Origin of the sequence: Pseudaminobacter soli (ex Li et al. 2025) (genome assembly GCF_029892515.1) — a bacterium.
In the GTDB taxonomy this organism is placed as follows: Bacteria; Pseudomonadota; Alphaproteobacteria; order Rhizobiales; family Rhizobiaceae; genus Pseudaminobacter; species Pseudaminobacter soli_A.
This window is the reverse complement of record NZ_JARXVF010000002.1, coordinates 141,932-157,237: the sequence shown is the minus strand read 5'-3', so window position 1 is coordinate 157,237 and position 15,306 is coordinate 141,932. Positions and strand designations below refer to the sequence as shown.

13 protein-coding genes are annotated in these 15,306 nt (G+C 61.2%); 6 read left to right on the top strand and 7 right to left on the bottom strand.

All coding sequences use genetic code 11. The features are described 5' to 3' along the window. Nucleotides 1–125: 125 nt before the first annotated feature. Entirely contained in the window at nt 126–1,445 is a 1,320-nt protein-coding gene (locus M2281_RS11525) for an ATP-binding protein (protein ID WP_280821311.1), read from the bottom strand. Beyond that, nucleotides 1,442–2,182, bottom strand: a complete 741-nt coding sequence (locus tag M2281_RS11520) for a response regulator (protein ID WP_280821310.1) — start codon at nt 2,180–2,182, stop codon at nt 1,442–1,444. The genes M2281_RS11525 and M2281_RS11520 overlap by 4 nt, the downstream gene beginning before the upstream one ends. Nucleotides 2,183–2,785: 603 nt before the next feature. Here M2281_RS11520 and M2281_RS11515 point away from each other — a divergent pair. Further along, nucleotides 2,786–4,558 carry a cytochrome c biogenesis protein DipZ gene (locus M2281_RS11515; RefSeq protein ID WP_280821309.1) on the top strand — a complete coding sequence of 591 codons (1,773 nt, stop codon included), beginning with the start codon at nt 2,786–2,788 and terminating at the stop codon, nt 4,556–4,558. Between the two features lie 357 nt (nt 4,559–4,915). Here M2281_RS11515 and M2281_RS11510 read toward each other — a convergent pair whose 3' ends face one another. Next, the gene (locus M2281_RS11510) at nt 4,916–5,170 is read right to left on the bottom strand and encodes a transcriptional regulator (RefSeq protein WP_280821308.1); all 255 of its coding nucleotides are present in this window, start codon (nt 5,168–5,170) and stop codon (nt 4,916–4,918) included. A gap of 178 nt (nt 5,171–5,348) precedes the next feature. Here M2281_RS11510 and M2281_RS11505 point away from each other — a divergent pair, with 178 nt between their 5' ends. Beyond that, nucleotides 5,349–6,020 (top strand): hypothetical protein, encoded by a 672-nt coding sequence (locus M2281_RS11505; RefSeq protein WP_280821307.1) that lies wholly within the window; start codon nt 5,349–5,351, stop codon nt 6,018–6,020. 709 nt (nt 6,021–6,729) lie between these two features. Here M2281_RS11505 and M2281_RS11500 read toward each other — a convergent pair. Next, nucleotides 6,730–7,380: a DUF2161 domain-containing phosphodiesterase gene (locus M2281_RS11500; RefSeq protein ID WP_280821306.1), complete on the bottom strand. Its 651-nt coding sequence runs from the start codon at nt 7,378–7,380 to the stop codon at nt 6,730–6,732. A 524-nt stretch (nt 7,381–7,904) separates the two neighbouring features. Further along, nucleotides 7,905–8,837, bottom strand: a complete 933-nt coding sequence (locus M2281_RS11495) for a LysR family transcriptional regulator (RefSeq protein ID WP_280821305.1) — start codon at nt 8,835–8,837, stop codon at nt 7,905–7,907. 154 nt (nt 8,838–8,991) lie between these two features. Between M2281_RS11495 and ampC the strand changes: the two genes are divergently transcribed. Continuing rightward, on the top strand, nt 8,992–10,164 hold the full coding sequence (gene ampC, locus M2281_RS11490) for a class C beta-lactamase (protein ID WP_280821840.1): 1,173 nt from the start codon (nt 8,992–8,994) through the stop codon (nt 10,162–10,164). 195 nt (nt 10,165–10,359) lie between these two features. On the opposite strand, the gene M2281_RS11485 is transcribed toward ampC, so the two are convergent. Both M2281_RS11485 and M2281_RS11480 read right to left on the bottom strand, forming a co-directional pair. Beyond that, on the bottom strand, nt 10,360–10,500 hold the full coding sequence (locus M2281_RS11485; protein ID WP_280821304.1) for a hypothetical protein: 141 nt from the start codon (nt 10,498–10,500) through the stop codon (nt 10,360–10,362). Between the two features lie 330 nt (nt 10,501–10,830). Beyond that, the gene (locus M2281_RS11480; protein WP_280821303.1) at nt 10,831–11,739 is read right to left on the bottom strand and encodes a LysR family transcriptional regulator; all 909 of its coding nucleotides are present in this window, start codon (nt 11,737–11,739) and stop codon (nt 10,831–10,833) included. A 93-nt stretch (nt 11,740–11,832) separates the two neighbouring features. Here M2281_RS11480 and M2281_RS11475 point away from each other — a divergent pair, with 93 nt between their 5' ends. From M2281_RS11475 to M2281_RS11465, 3 genes are all read left to right on the top strand, one after another. Beyond that, a complete protein-coding gene (locus M2281_RS11475) occupies nt 11,833–13,014 on the top strand; it encodes an MFS transporter (RefSeq protein ID WP_280821302.1) in 1,182 nt (393 codons plus the stop codon). 44 nt (nt 13,015–13,058) lie between these two features. After that, nucleotides 13,059–13,442, top strand: coding sequence for a nuclear transport factor 2 family protein (locus tag M2281_RS11470; RefSeq protein WP_280821301.1), 384 nt, complete (start codon nt 13,059–13,061; stop codon nt 13,440–13,442). Nucleotides 13,443–13,797: 355 nt separating this feature from the next. Beyond that, entirely contained in the window at nt 13,798–14,679 is an 882-nt protein-coding gene (locus tag M2281_RS11465) for an AraC family transcriptional regulator (RefSeq protein ID WP_280821300.1), read from the top strand. Nucleotides 14,680–15,306 lie beyond the last annotated feature (627 nt).

The window sequence follows — 15,306 nt, the reverse complement described above, 5'->3', positions numbered from 1 at the left end:
CCGCTGACGGGGAGTGTTTTGGAGGACCAACGTATCCGGCATGTTTCTCAAGATGCCGGAGTTGTATCAAAGCGTAGCTACAGGGGGGCAGGACATCTTCCCACACAAAGAGCCAGGATTTTTGCTCAGTGGAACGTCACTTCCGCCGCAAGCCCACCGCCAGTGCGATTGTAGAGGCGGACGGAGCCGCCGATCGTGCCCGCCAATTGCTGAGCAATGGCAAGCCCGAGCCCCGTGCCGCCGGTTTCGCGGTTACGGGACTGCTCCAGCCGGAAAAAGGGCTGCATCGCGGCATTCAGCATATCCTCCGGAATACCCGGCCCGCGATCCAGCACTGTGATGACGATATCGCCCTCACCTTTCCGTTCGACGGTAAGCTCGGCAGCGCCGGCAAACTTAATCGCATTGTCGATGAAGTTGGTGAGGATGCGGCGCAGTGCATGCGGCTTGGTCGAGGCAGTGCCCTGCACGATGCCGAGTACGGTCACCACCTTTCCAGTGTCCTGATAGTCATAGGCGATGCTGTCGATGAAGGAGGAAAGATCGATCCGGGAGGTCTTTTCGCCATTGCCGTGCGAACTGCGGGCATAGGCAATGCCGTCCTGCACCAGTCGCTCGATTTCTCGCAGATCATTGACGAGCTTGTCCTTTTCGGGCGAGTCGTCCGCCATATCGGCGCGTAACCGCATGCGGGTGATGGGAGTCTGAAGGTCGTGGGAAATCGCCGCGAGGATCTGCACCCGCTCTTCGAGATAGTGGGCGATCCGCTCACGCATCGCGTTAAACGCGCGTGCAGCGTGAGACACTTCGCTCGGCCCGGCCTCGCTCATCGGCTCGCCCTTTTTGTTCGGGTCGAGCGCATCCGCTGCCGCGGCCAGCTCTCCGAGCGGGCGGATCGCCTGGCGAACCGCAAACCAGGTGCAAAGCAGCAGAAGCGCCATCTGCACGGCAAAGACGTAAGGAAGCCATTCGGCGATTGGCATCACGCCGGTCGGGGTGACGTCGATCGTCAGGGGCGAACCGTCGGACAGCGTCAGATGCCCCTGCAACCGTTTGCTGTCGCCGGGAATGGACTCGATCCGTAAGGGGAATTTGTGGCCAGCCGCCTCTTCGATCCGCTCGGCGATCTCGGCGCCGCGGCCCGACATGTCCGGCACACCGGGCAGTCCGGGGCCGAGCACGAGGCGATAATTGCCACGGCTAAGACGATCGAGCCAATCGTGACGTTCATTGGCCGGGAGGCGGTCGATCACGGCGATCGAGGTCGCCAGATCGCTTTCCAATGTGCCGAGCATGACGGCCTTGGCTGACATGTAGCGTTCGAGGAAAAGGATGCTGAACGACAGGCCGTAAGCGATTGCCAGCCCGGCGAACAGGATGAGGAAAAGCCGCGAACGAAGCGTGCTCGGCCACCAGCCACGACGCGACGTGTCGCCGACCGTCATGCCCTCGGCTCCGAAATCTCGACAGGGACGGAAAAGACATATCCTTCCGCCCGCACGGTCTTGATGTAGGTTGGCTCGCGCGCATCGTCGCCGAGCCGCTGGCGCAGCCGGCTGACGAGAAGGTCGATCGAGCGGTCGAACAGCTCGGCATCGCGGCCCTGAGTGAGGTTCAGCAACTGGTCGCGGTTGAGAACGCGCTGGGGGTGGTCGATAAAGACGCGCAGCAGACGGTATTCCGCACCGCTCAGCGCAATCTCCGTGCCTTGCTTGTCGAGGAGATGCCGGCCGACCGTATCGAGACGCCAGTCACCGAAGGTCAGGATCTGGCCGGCTTCGCTGATTTGCAGGTTAGGCGGCAGCATGCGCGTCCGGCGCAATACGGCCTTGATGCGGGCGAGCAGTTCACGCGCCGCAAACGGCTTCGGCAGATAGTCGTCGGCACCCATTTCGAGCCCGATGATGCGATCCATCTCGTCGCTGCGGGCTGTCAGCATCAGGATTGGCGTCGCCTTGTGCTTGCCGGCGCGCAGTTCACGACACAGGACCAGCCCGTCGTCGCCCGGCATCATCACGTCGAGCACGATCAGGTCGACCGCATTGCTCTCGAGGAAACTGCGCATCTGGCGCCCGTCGGCGGCCACCGTCGCCCGAAGACCGTTCTTCTTCAGATAGCTCGACACCAGCTCGCGGATTTCGCGGTCGTCATCGACGATCAGGATATGATCGATATGCTCCATTTTCGGACCTTCAAATCCTCTTTCGATATGGCGACGCAACGCCCTCTTCTTTAGACCCGGATTCGGTTGCCGCGAAGCGCGGAAATCTCCTCGCGGCAGGTGATCGTGACCTAGAGCCTCGCAACATCCAGAACAGCCTTGGCAGGGCCTCCGGTGCTTACTGCGGCAGGTTGTGGCCGATGCTATCGCTGATGTTTCGATGTTCGTGCGTTCCGGAGAACCTGCCGGCATAAACAGAAGGATCTGCATGCGGCGCAACGTCTCCCACGGTTCTCCCCCGATCCGTGTTGATCACGGTCGTCAGAAGACCCGCGGCATGTATCCCCGATGTGTGCCAGCCGGAGCGCAATTGCATTCCAATGTAGCATACGGCCGTCCGGATACGTTCTGATACAATTCGCCGAACGCAACGCAGGCCGGCGACCCGTCTTTGCCGGCCGATTGTCTCGCTCTGTAGCCCCCCGGGGCAATCCCTACACTTCGATACATTTCCCCTTAAAGCCGGACACATCCGGGATACGTCACACCGACCAGATTGGCCTCGTTGCTGGTCGAGCCGCATCGCTGCCCAGAGCCCGAACCTCGGTTTCAAAGGAAACGATCATGTCGCTTCTTGTCATCGCTTATTTCGGCGGGGTGCTGACCATTCTCAGCCCTTGCATCCTGCCGATCCTCCCCTTCGTCTTCGCCCGCGCGGGGCAGCCTTTCATTCGCAGCACGCTGCCGATGCTCATCGGCATGGCCGCCACGTTCGCCGTCGTTGCCTCGCTTGCTGCGGTCGGCGGCAACTGGGCAATCCATGCCAACGAATACGGACGCCTCGCCGCAATCGCACTGCTTGCCGTCTTCGGCGTCAGTCTGCTTTCGCCCCGTGTCGCGAGCACCATCGCCCAGCCGATCGTCGATCTTGGCAACCGGCTGCTGAACGCCTCGGGCAAATCCGGGTCCGCGCCGGCCGCCGCAAGCTCGCTGATATTGGGCGTGGCGACCGGTCTGCTCTGGGCGCCCTGCGCCGGACCGATCCTCGGCCTCGTGCTGACGGGCGCCGCCCTGCAGGGAGCCAACCTTGGAACCACCTTCCTGCTGCTCGCCTATGCCGCCGGCGCGGCTACCTCGCTTGCCGTCGCTCTCCTTGTCGGAGGCAAGGTCTTTGCCGGCATGAAGCGGTCACTCGGCATGAGCGAGCGCATCCGCCAGGTCCTGGGCGCTGCGGTTCTGGCCGGCGTTGCCGCCATTGCGCTCGGTCTCGACACCGGCTTCCTGGCACGGCTTTCCTATGCCAGCACCGCCTCCTTCGAACAGGCGCTCCTCGACCGGCTGCGTGCAAGCCAGGATGCCGCTGCACCGGCCGAAGTCGCCAGCAACAGCATGATGACGGCTGCCGACACTACCCGGCCGTTCCGCGCCAACCTGCCGATCGAGGGTCGTGCGCCTTCGCTGAACGGCGCGGTCGAATGGCTGAACTCGCCGCCACTCACCACCGAACAGTTGCGTGGCAAGGTCGTGCTCGTCGATTTCTGGACCTATTCCTGCATCAACTGCATCCGCACCACGCCCTTCGTCCGCGCTTGGGCCGAGAAGTACAAGGATCAGGGTCTCGTGGTGATCGGCGTGCATGCCCCCGAATTCGCCTTCGAGAAGAAGATCGACAACGTTAAAAGGGCCGTCAGCGACTTCAACATCGGCTATCCGGTCGCGATCGACAACGACTACAAGATCTGGCGTGCCTTCGAAAACAACTACTGGCCAGCCCATTACCTGATCGATGCCAAGGGCCAGGTCCGCTATCATCACTTTGGCGAAGGCAAATACCGCCAGACCGAGCAGGCGATCCAGGACCTGCTGCGCGAGGCCGGCAGCGACGTAGCGACGAGTGCTCTGGTGATCCCGGATACGAAGGGTGCCGAGGTTAGTCCGGACCTGAAGAACATCCGATCCGGCGAGACCTATCTTGGCTACGAACGCGCCACCAACTTCGCCTCGCGGGAAAGCCTGCGCGCCGATGCCGCTCGCCAATATTTGGTCGAAAAACCGGGTCTTAACGAATGGGGCCTCTCAGGTACCTGGACCGTTGGAGCGGAACAGGCGACGCTCGATCAGGCATATGGCAGCATCGCTTACCGGTTCAGTGCGCGTGACCTGCATCTCGTCCTCGGCCCCGACGCTTCCGGCAAACCCGTCCGCTTCCAGGTGACGATCGACGGCAAGGCGCCGGGGGCCGACCACGGCGCGGATACCGATGCAGCCGGCAACGGCACGGTGACCTCGACCAGGCTCTACCAACTCGTCCGCCAGTCCGGAGATGTTGAAGCGCGGAATTTCGAGATCCAATTCCTCGATCCCGGCGTCGAGGCCTACGCCTTCACCTTCGGCTGAAGCATTTCCACAATCGTGACCCGCGACGGCGGCACGCAGTCGCGAACTTTTCTGCAAGGTGGCATGCGCGTTGTCTGAAGGTCGGATCAATAATTGCGTCATGGCTAGTCGAGGTCGATAGAACCTTCCGTAACCTGTGGGGAAGAAATGAAGCACCACCTCACCATCCAACCCGAAGGCTTGCAGCCCGGACCATCGCGCCGCCGCGCCGTGACCTGCAGCGTGCTAGCCGACGATGTCTGCTTTTGGGCAACGGCAAAAGTCAACCCTACGGCCGACATGGGGCGCGAAGCGGCCATTTGTCGCCCGAAGGGCAAACGTCGTCTTTGAGTTAGCGTCTTTCACTCGCCTGCGGGATCATTCTTTTCCGGGGGCGCGCGTAAGCCTCACACCGGGACCATCGCTATTCTCCGAGAGGAACTTCACACCCGCTGCTTCGAGGGCATGACGGATCGCTGTCAGATTCGCAATTGTCGTTGATGGTAATCCATCCTCGGCTTCTGCACGCCTGACTGTGGCGATGCCCACGCTCGCCGCGCTGGCTAGTTCCTCCGCGCTCCATCGTATCAATGCACGCGCAGCTCTTATTTGAGCACCAGTGATCGTTTTCATATCATATGATTGCAAAATGATCTTTTGTAGTGTATGTGGTAGGAATCTCTTTGGCATAAGCATCCCGTAACCGCCAATGCCGGTGAGTTCCGGTGCTTAGACTAGAATGCAGCCGAGCGATGTGAGGCAACACATCACCCGGCCTGACCACAACCTAAGCTGTAAGGGAGCTCGGATCATGGCTGATTCCGACCATAGCACGAGATTTGTCTCCGTCACGCGTCGGGTGGCGCTTTGGGGCGGTGTTGCCGCCGTAACCGGCTGGACGCTTTGGCAAGATGCGCAGGCGCAAACTCTTGCGTCACCGGGCGCGGCAACCGACCCTGCTGTTTCGCTGTGGCGCGAGTGGGCTGCCGTGCATGAGAGGGTCCAGCTTTTGTGCCGTCGGCAGCAAGAACTGGAAGTGGCGCTAGCCGACCGGGTGGATTGCCTGGGGACGACGGTCACCGTTCCGGGAGGCGAGCCGGTCTATGTTTGCTCGATGGAAGGGCTCGACCGAGTGGTCGGCACGCGAACGGATATGGCCTCTATTCGCGCGAAGGTAAAAGCCGAGCTTGCATCCAAGAAGGCGCGGTTCGAGGCTGTGGCCGAAGAGATCGGTTACTTTTCGGGGCTGAGGGCCGAGCAGGAAGGCTTCCGGCGGATCAACGTCTTGCTGGAAGAGCTATCGACGACACCGGCAACCTCGCTTGCCGGCGTGGCGGGCAAGCTCGATGCGGTGATGCGCGAGGGCGAGGCATGGCAAGAATGTTCTTCGGACTTTCCCTGGCCACAAATCCGCTCGGCCCGCGACGACCTGGTGCGGATCGGACGCCGCATGACGCCGGGAGATTTTTTCCTGGGAACGTGAGCGGGCGAAGCGGCAGCCGCGCATGAGGATTTGACAGCGCAGGATGAGTGCTGTCCGCCCCAGCCCAGCCTCAACGGCGGGCGATCAGCCCGCCGAATTCCGCCCGACGCTTCTCTGCAAGGAAGCCCGGGCGGTGAAGTCGGTCAAGGCGCAGCTTGTTGTGGAAGCCGCCTTGACCGGCTTTTTCCGGCCGGCGCGGGCTTCGGATCAAATCTCCCGGATGCCGGTTTGGTGGGACCGGCAGGGCCGGCCAGGGCAATGCTTGGGTGGAAGCAACGATCCTGGCCGGCCTCAAGGTGGCAGGCGCGAGATAGCTGGTGCCCCCGCGCACATTAGTCATCCAGGGACGACCAGCCTGTGCGCTGCCGCTCAACGGCGCGTCGGGCTCGACATATCGCTCATCAGCCGTGATACACGTTCGCCGCCCCGATGATCAAATCGGGACGGCGAGTGAGTTATATTGGAAGTGGTTGCGGGGGCTCGCAACCACCGATACCGACATTTGCTTCGGATAGCGATTTAATGCTGGATAGCTCCAAGTTTATCTATGGGCCGTCCTCAGTCGAGTTGTGACCCGCAGCAGATTCTTATGGGCAGCGCAGTGCATGTTCTTCGCGCCCCATGTTGGTCGATGTGATAGTCGCCGCTCCCCCAAAGCGGACATTCTTGAAATGGCGCTGAGCGCGTCATCCGGCTCGCAAGCGGCCGATCAATCCTGAGATGGCAGCACAGCGGCCCTGCCGAGGTCCGTTAGGCCGTAGATTCCCCTACTCTCCCGCACAAACCACCCATATACATTGCTTCGCAGGATTGTCGGCGCTCTCGCAACCAGTGTCTGTAGCTGTTTGGGGCTTTGTGGTCCGTTCAGCAACGACGTCGCGCATAGCATGCAGTCCTGCCTGTAGGCGGTCATGATCGGCTTGCCGCGACCTCCGCCCTTCTGGGGATCTCCTACCCGACGCCGGTGCTCCTCAAGAAGCCGAGAGCGCCTTTTGGGATCTCGGCGAGGCGTTGCTGCAAATGGCGCGACGATGACCTCCACCGTTCCAGACGCTGAAACGGCTATGAGCCCGAAGCCAAGACGCCGGCACAGATTACGGAAACGCGCGTCGTGCTCCCGACCTTTTCCGGCCTTGGAGGATCGCGCCGCAAGCCAAACCTCGTCGCAGATTGCCGCCCGGTTGACGCCCTGCATGATCAACTCAAGATTAACGGTCAGCTTCATCTCGCAAACGATGAGCACGGGCGGGTCGCTGTCTTTCACTCCGACCAGGTCACAGCCGTTAACCTCGCCTTTGACGGAATAACCAGCGCCTTCCATGAAGGCCTTCAGTGGAAGATAGAGATCAGTCTCTGCCATCAATTTCGTTTAGGTCCAGATGCAAACCAGCTTGGTTTAGCTGAGTCTTGGAACCTGCGCACGGCGTAGCCTGCGAGGACAGTCGGTGCTCCGTCCCGCCGCCGGTGATCGGCGAAAGCGGCTTGCCGTTCGGGTCGAATTTGGTGGCGTGGCCCTTCCACAATGCATTAGTGCCCTGCCAACCGATCGTGAAATTGTCACCGACCCAAAGGATGCCCTCACACGCTCCCGCGGCGGATGGCAGCCCTTATCCGGGCTCACCGTTCACAGGTGGCGGTCTCCCACGCCCGTGGGCGGTGACGGTGAATGGCAATGACAATATCCGGGTTTCCAACTTCGTCGGCACGAGCAGTCCGATCGTACAGTTGTGCGGGCGCGCACCGAAAACTGCCCGCCCGGCTTCAAAACCAGCGACCAGATTTCGCCCCCTGGGGGCAACGTGGGCGGCGGACTACAAATGTTCGCCATGTTGTCCCACGCGACATGGTGTTGTGGCGCGCGTTCTTCCATGCACGTCATTGCAATCAAGCCTCTTGCTGTCGCGCTCGCATGGCTATCCGACCCGGATTCGGACCGCCCGCTTTGGCGCTTCCATCTATCTCAGCCAAGATCCAGTTCCGAAAAGCCTTCATCGCCGGCGTTTCGGTTTGGGCCTTGAAATGCGTCAGCCAATAGCTTCCCGCGGACACTGCTATGTCGAAGGGCTGAATGATCCGCCGCTCGCCGATCTCCCGAGCGAACATAGCCACAGGGACGAGAGCAATCCCCGCCCCTTGTGCTGCCGCTTCCACAAGGGCCCGGGAGGAATCGAATATCCAGCCACGAATGCTCGGCGGCTCGATCCCCGCGGATCTGAACCAGCGGGGCCATTCGTCGATCCGGTAAGACCGCAGCAGGTCCTCGTTCGCCAAGTCCGCCGGGCTGCCAAGGCGCGCACCAACCGACGGCATGCAAACCGGCGAGAGCGGAGCGTCCATTAGGTGGACCACCGAGGTTCCATTCCATGCGCCATCACCGAACCGAATAAAAAAATCCAAGCCGTCGAGGAGCATGTCGGCACGGTTGTTGTTCGTTTTGAGGCGCAGATCCACGTGCGGATGCTGCTGCTTGAACGTGTTCAATCGCGGCAGGAGCCAGCCGATCGCAAATGTACCGACTACGCCGACAGTGAGGATCTCCCGGTAATTGCCTTCTTCGAATTGGCTGAGCGTGGCACTCATGCGACGGAACGCGTCGGTGAGCACCGGCAACAGCGCGTGCCCCTCGTCGGTCAGGGATATTCCGCGCGGAAGGCGTTTGAACAGAGTTGCACCAAGTGTCTCTTCCAGTGCCTTGACCTGGTGGCTGATCGCGGTCTGCGTGACCCGCAATTCAAGGCCGGCGCGCGTGAAACTGCCGAGGCGCGCCGACGCTTCGAAGGCCCGCAGGGCGTTGAGGGGCAGTTGCGAAACTTCCATCGGTCGAATCTCCTGGCCAAGATTTTCTCATGACAGTGCAGAGAATTCATCGTTTGGCGAGGGCCAAGCTTCCGCATACCTACATCCTGGCAGCGAGGGCCACCAAGGCCGCAAGCGCGGCCGACCACACAAACAGGAGGATGGTGTATCTGTGATGAGAATCAATTCCCTTCAAAAGCTCGGAATTTTGACAACCGCGGCCATGCTTTACGGCGCATCCGCCCACGCTGCCGGCAATCAGGACCAGAACGAGATCGCTCGTGTCGTGGACGGGGCGATCCGGCCCGTCATGAAAGCGCACGGTATCCCTGGGATGGCCGTGGCGGTCACGGTCGGGGGAAAGCGCCATTTCTTCAACTACGGCCTCGCATCGAAGGCGAGCGGGCAAAAAGTCAGCGAGGACACACTTTTCGAGATCGGTTCGATCAGCAAGACCCTTACCGCAACGCTGGGATCTTATGCGCAGGTGCGCGGCGCTCTGTCGCTTTCCGATAACGCGAGCCAATATCTGCCGGCGCTCGCCGGCAGCGCCTTCGACAATATCAGTCTTCTTGACCTCGCGACCTACACGGCGGGCGGGCTGCCCCTGCAGTTTCCGGACGATGTCAGCGATCAGGAAGAGATGATCACCTATTACAAAGCCTGGCGACCAGACCATGCCGTGGGCACTCATCGGCGCTATTCGAACCCGAGCATCGGCCTGTTCGGCTATCTCGCCGCCAGAAGCATGAGCAAGAATTTCGAAGACCTAATGAAAGAAGACCTTTTTCCGGCGCTCGGCCTCACCCATACCTATATCCGGGTCCCGCAGGGCCGGATGCGCGACTATGCCTTCGGTTATTCCAAGGACGGCAGGCCGATCCGTGTGACGCCCGGAATCCTCGACGCGGAGGCTTACGGCGTGAAGACGACGGCGGCCGACATGATCCGCTTCGTCGAGGCGAACATGGACAACTCAGAGCTCGACGACACGTTCCAGAGCGCGATCGCATCGACGCAAGTTGGGTACTACCAGGTCGGGGAGATGACGCAGGGTTTGGGATGGGAGATGTATCCGTGGCCGTTGGGCCTCGATCGTCTGCTTGCCGGGAATTCCGCCAAGATGACCCTGGAGGCCAATGCGGCGATGAGACTTTCTCCGCCGCTACCGCCCAGGAAGGACGTGCTGATCAATAAGAACGGCTCGACGAACGGCTTCGGTGCCTATGTCGCCTTTGTTCCCGCCAAGGACATCGGGATCGTCATGCTGGCCAATAAGAACTACCCCATCCCGGCGCGCGTGAAGGCCGCATACCAGATCCTGACGGGCCTGCAGAACACACACTGAACGGGCTCTTGCTTGCCTTCGCGTCGCCTGAGGATGAAGGGCATCAGCGGGCGGTGCCTGTGGTCGACCCAGGCAGAAATGCAATACGGGTGAGACGGCAGCGCGAGGCAAACGACGATCGGCTTCGTTGGGTGGAAGGGAGACGGACGGCTTTCGGGCCACACAAGCGAGCTCCAGACTTCCCAAGGCTCCACTTCAAGGGATCAGCTTTGACATGCGGCAGTTGTGGATCGCGACACCGTTGATCGTGTAGTCGTTTCGAGCATCGATGCGAAAGCCGCGACGTTCAAAGAGGCGGCGTGCGCCCTCACTCGCCTCGACGAACAAGAACGTCATGCCCGCGCCCGTACATGTTCCTGCCACCCACGTGCGATTGTGATCGGCATGGACATGCCCCCGCTTGCAATTATCAATGACGTGGCAGGTCTCGTAACAGTGGTGGTGGAAGCCTCGCTTTTTCCACCGCGCAAGTTATCTGCATGGAGCCTGGATCGACGCGGATCAAGATGCGGACGAGATCAGGGCCGAGATTACCGCGATGCTCGCGCGGTTATGGGCGTAGTGCAAGGCGGCTCGGTTTCGTGGCAGATCGGGCGGCAGCGGGGGTTGGGATTGTAACGCGATTGTTCATTCCCTCCAGCAGCGTTCCGTTTTCGTTCGACGAAATCATTCTCTTGCTATCTCGATCAGTTGATTTCGCAGCCACATCAATGCCGGGTCGGCATGGGCGCGCGGATGCCATGCGGCAAACAGGCTGAAGCCCTGCGCGGAGAACGGCAGCTCGAATAAGTCCAGCCGATCCGCGAAGCGGGCTGCGAACCGTCGTGGCAGTGTCGAAACGAAGTCCGTTGATGCGACGATCATCGGTGCCATGACGAATTGATGAACCGATAGCGTCACGCTGCGCCGATAGCCGAGCTTTTCGAGCTGTTCGTCGATGAAGCCGTGAAAGCTTCCGCCACTGGTTGACACCAGAACATGCTCCAGCTTGCAATACGCATCGAGATCGAGCGGCGCACGGCCGCGCGGATGGCCCTTGCGCTGGACCATCACATAGCTTTCCTCCAGCAGCTTGCGCGCCTTCATTGCCGGCGGGACCATGCGGTCCGAGCCGACGAGCAGGTCGATCTCGCCGCGCTCCAATTCGGTGGCCACATCGATCCCGCTGTTAGCGAATGAGAGCCTGATCCCTCGACCGGCCGCTTCGCGAAGGCGCTCGATCAACGGCAATCCGAGCACAACGACGGCGTTGTCCGTAGTGGCGATCGCGAAGGTTCGCGCATCCGTTCGCGGGTCGAACTGCGCTGGGGTGCGGATGACCGCCTCCAGGTCTTTCAGCGCGGCGTGCAAGGGTTCCCGGAGTTCCAGCGCGCGACTCGTCGGCAACATGCCGCGCCCTTTTTCGGACGGAACAAGCAGTGGATCGTCAAAGATGGCACGCAGGCGCGCGAGTTGCGCCGACAATCCCGGTTGCGTCACGCCGAGGCGCGCGGCGGCGTGTGTGACATTGGCCTCCTCAATCAGCACGTCCAGGGACCGCAGCAGATTGAGGTCAATGCCTCTCGTATCACTCATGGCTATTGGTCCCATACCGACAATCGATTTCAAGTATACCATCGCTTCGCGCTAAGTCACGTCCAACGCATCTGAAGCCGCATGGAGGGCCACATGACCGAGCGCTCGACAAACATCTCTCTTCGCATTTTGAGCCTTTCCTATTTCACGATGGGAACCGGCACGCTCGCCATCGTCGGCACGCTACCCGAGATCGCAGCATCGCTCTCACTCGAGCGCGGCGCTGTCGCGATGCTGGTTTCGATGCTTGCCGTCACCTTCGCTGTCAGCGCGCCCGGATTGCAGATGGTCGCCGGCCAATGGCCGCGCCGGACATTGATCCTGATCGGGCTTGCTCTCATGGCCGTCGGCGCTTTCGGCACAGCGCTCGCGCCGAACTACGCAGTATTGTTCGCCGCTCGTGTCTGCGCCGGCCTTGGTGCCGCCGCGATCGGGCCAGTCGCATCCGCGCTTGGCGCGAGCCTGGTCGCGCAAGAGCGCCAGGGGCACGCGCTCGCCGTCGTTTTCAGCGGCATGACGATCGCCTCTGTTCTCGGCGTGCCACTTTCGGCATGGGGCGGCGCGGCGCTTGGGTGGCGACCAACTTTTGCCCTGATCGGTGTCGCGACGCTCATCGCGGCTGGCCTGATCGCGATCTTTGTCGATAACCGCGAGGGCGGCGAGCGCGTTCGTCCGAGCGATCTGGCCGCTATCGCCAGGCGACCGGCGACCGCCGCTGGTATCGCCGTGATGGTGCTGGAAATGTCCGGCGTGTTCGTCACCTACACCATGATCACGCTGATCTTACGTGACCGTTTCGGCGCTGGACCCGAGGCCGTGTCAACAGCGCTGATGATCTTCGGCCTTGCTGGCATCGGCGGGAACTACGTCGCGCGATGGGTTTCCCAACGCTGGTCTGCAAACCGCGCCGTCACGGTTGCACTCACGGCGCTGACCCTCGTGTTCGCAACTCTCTTCCTCGCGCCTGCCTGGTATCCGGCAGCTCTCGCATTGCTGATCGTGTGGGCTACGGCAAGCGATCTTTTCATGCCCTCGCAGCAGCGCCGCATGGTCGAACTTGCACCGGAGGCGCGGGGTCTTGTGCTCGCTCTCAATTCCTCCGCCATTTACGTCGGCATGGCCGCAGGATCGTTTACGGCCGGCACCCTCTATCCGGTGTTCGGACTTTCATCCCTGCCGCTCGCTTCCATCGGCTTTCTCGCTCTCGCGATCGCCGCGCTCGCTTTGTCGAGCCGGGCAGCGGCGAAGCCCGCCAGTCTGGCCACCGCAACATAAGCTGTCCGGATCGAACCTGATTTCCCAATCTAAAGGAGAACGCAATGACCACTAAACTCGACACCCACAAGACGCTCGTCGCAGACTTTTACGCCAAGGTCTGGAACGCTAAAAGTCTCGGCGCGGTCGCCGACTTCGTTGCCGACGACTACATTCAGCACAATCCGCATGTCGGCAATGGTCGCGCTGCTTTGGAAGCCTTCCTCGGCCCACTGTTCGAGGCCGTGCCGGAAGGGCATTTCACCATCGCGCGCCTGATCGCCGATGACGATCTTGTCGTTGCGCATACCTTGTTCCAGGCCAACGCGGATGATCGCGGAACGGCTGTTGTCGATGTCTATCGCATCATGAACGGACGACTGGTGGAGCATTGGGACGTCAAGGAGGCGGTCCCCGAAACCTCGTCCAATGGCAATCCGATGGTTTGACCAACGGAGCGACGCAGAGGCGGTACGCATGGCTATTGCATACACGCCGTTGTTGAGACAACAGCCAGGATCGCGAGCAAGACGGTGGGGAACGGCTTGTTGGGCAGCAGCGGCTTGGTCACGTGCCATTCGAAGTCGGTCTGGTCATATCGGCTCATTTTGAGCTTGAATCAGAGTGCGGCACGGTATGAAAGCCACCAGTCTGCAAACGCCCCCTTTTCGCCGTTCATCCATAAATTGGGCGTGCCCGCAAGCGGTCCTTGGCGATGTTCTGCGAGCCGTGACAAAACCGCAAGATCGGTCGAGCGCGTCACATCTGCGTGCGCCTAACTGGGGTAGCCACGGAGCAGGGACGATGAAGGCGGCGCTTCAAAACTATCAGGCCCGGATGCGGCGGGTGCTGGACTATATTGACCGGCATCTTGACAGTGATCTGGACCTCGAAACGGTGAGCGGTGTTGCGGCCTTCTCGAAGTTTCATTTCCACCGGCAGTTCACGGCGACCTTCGGGTTGTCCGTGCATCGCTATGTCCAGCTTGCCCGTATGAAGCGCGCTTCGTACCGGCTGGCCTACACGGACGCCCAATCCGTCACGGACATAGCGATGGATGCCGGTTACGAGGCACCGGATGCCTTCGCCCGCGCTTTTCGGCAACGGTTCGGGCAATCGCCTTCATCGTTCCGGAAGTCTCCCGACTTGGAGCCGTGGCTTGCGGCCTTCGGGCCTCTCGACAACGCGAGGAACAAGCTCATGCAGAAGACTTTTACCCCTGACGACGTGACGATCCGCGATGTGCCCCCCACGCCGGTGGCGATCATGGAGCATCGGGGCGACCCGGCGACGCTCGGCGCCACCATCCAGCGGTTCATCGCGTGGCGCAAGGCCGCTGGCCTGCACCCCAAGACAAGTCCGACCTTCAACGTCTGGCGTTCCGAGCGGCGTCCCGCGTCGCCAGCAGATTATAGCGTGGACCTTTGTGTCGGGACCAACCCGCCGATCGAGCCGAACGGCGAGCACATCAAAGCCGGCGAGATCCCTGGTGGCCGCTGCGCGGTCCTACGTATCGTCGGCAACACCGACAATCTGGAGCCCGCCGCGCTCTACCTTTATCGCGACTGGCTTCCGGCCAGCGGCGAGGAAGCACGCGACTTCCCGATCTATTGCCAGCGGCTTTCCTTCTTCCCGGAGGTGCCGGCACATGAAACGGTCGCGGAGCTGTTTTTGCCGCTGAAGTAGCGCCCTCTGACGGCGGCCTGTCCCTTCCAATCTCAAGAAACGGACTGGCCGCTATCAAGCCAATCTCGGTCTTTATCGGCATGTACGAGGTCTCGGACGCGGGTAAAACCACATATCTTTGCATCCGAGTGACGCCGAGATCCAAGACATTCTATAGTTCGCACGTTGGAAGCAGGGAGTCACAAGCGCCCCCTCACGCAAGCTTGGAACATTTGCTGAAACGGACGAAGAGATAGCTGGGCCAGGCTACACCACTCTCGCGCAAGCCCGGGAAAAGCTCGCGAATGGGAAGCCATTCGAAAGGTCGGTATTGACCCGAGAGAAAAGGAGCAACTCGCGGCGAAAGAGCGGATAAAAATGGCACCAGTGACGCCCGACTTTGAGGCATGCGATCGCAAGCCCCAAGTCCGGATACCCTGTCGCGCTTGCCTCAGGCGTATTGAGGTCGCCGTGGAAATCGAACCAGGCTGCGACCGCGTCCGGGTGATACTCGCCACCGCGGCGAGCTATACCGCGCAGCGACTCGATGCGGCCAGCGATGGCCGGCCTGAGGCGTATACCTCCTCGCCCAGTTCCACATCACCTTCACCGGTTCGTGCCAGGGATACGGTAGGTGCTGGTTTCGAT